General features: G+C 63.9%; 1 protein-coding gene. It reads left to right on the top strand.

What is annotated here, in order from left to right; genetic code table 11:
* Positions 1-74: 74 nt before the first annotated feature.
* Positions 75-263 (top strand): hypothetical protein (locus tag SB764_RS41405; protein ID WP_410866955.1); only part of this gene is annotated, 189 nt, incomplete at its 3' end.

Below are 263 nucleotides of genomic sequence, written 5' to 3'. Positions count from 1 at the left end.
CCATGACTGTGACCAACGGCGGGGCGGCCCCGTGCCAAGTCAATGTTGGTACGTCCCAAATGGAGTATTTGGTGATGAGCGGCTCGGACCGGATCTTCTCCTCGAAGGATTGCCAGACCGGGGCGGTGGACCTGATCAAGACCATCCAGCCCGGCAAGAGCGAGACCGCGAACTTCTCCTGGCAGCGCAACCGCACGGTGGAGGGCTGCGGAGTGGTCAACGCCAAGCCCGGTGGCGGCGGGGCTTACTACACGTTCGAGGCG

Origin of the sequence: Paraburkholderia sp. SIMBA_027, from assembly GCF_046535315.1 — a bacterium.
GTDB classification, from domain to species: Bacteria; Pseudomonadota; Gammaproteobacteria; order Burkholderiales; family Burkholderiaceae; genus Paraburkholderia; species Paraburkholderia tropica.
Note: the sequence above shows the minus strand (reverse complement) of the source record. Positions and strands in the feature narration are given on the sequence as shown.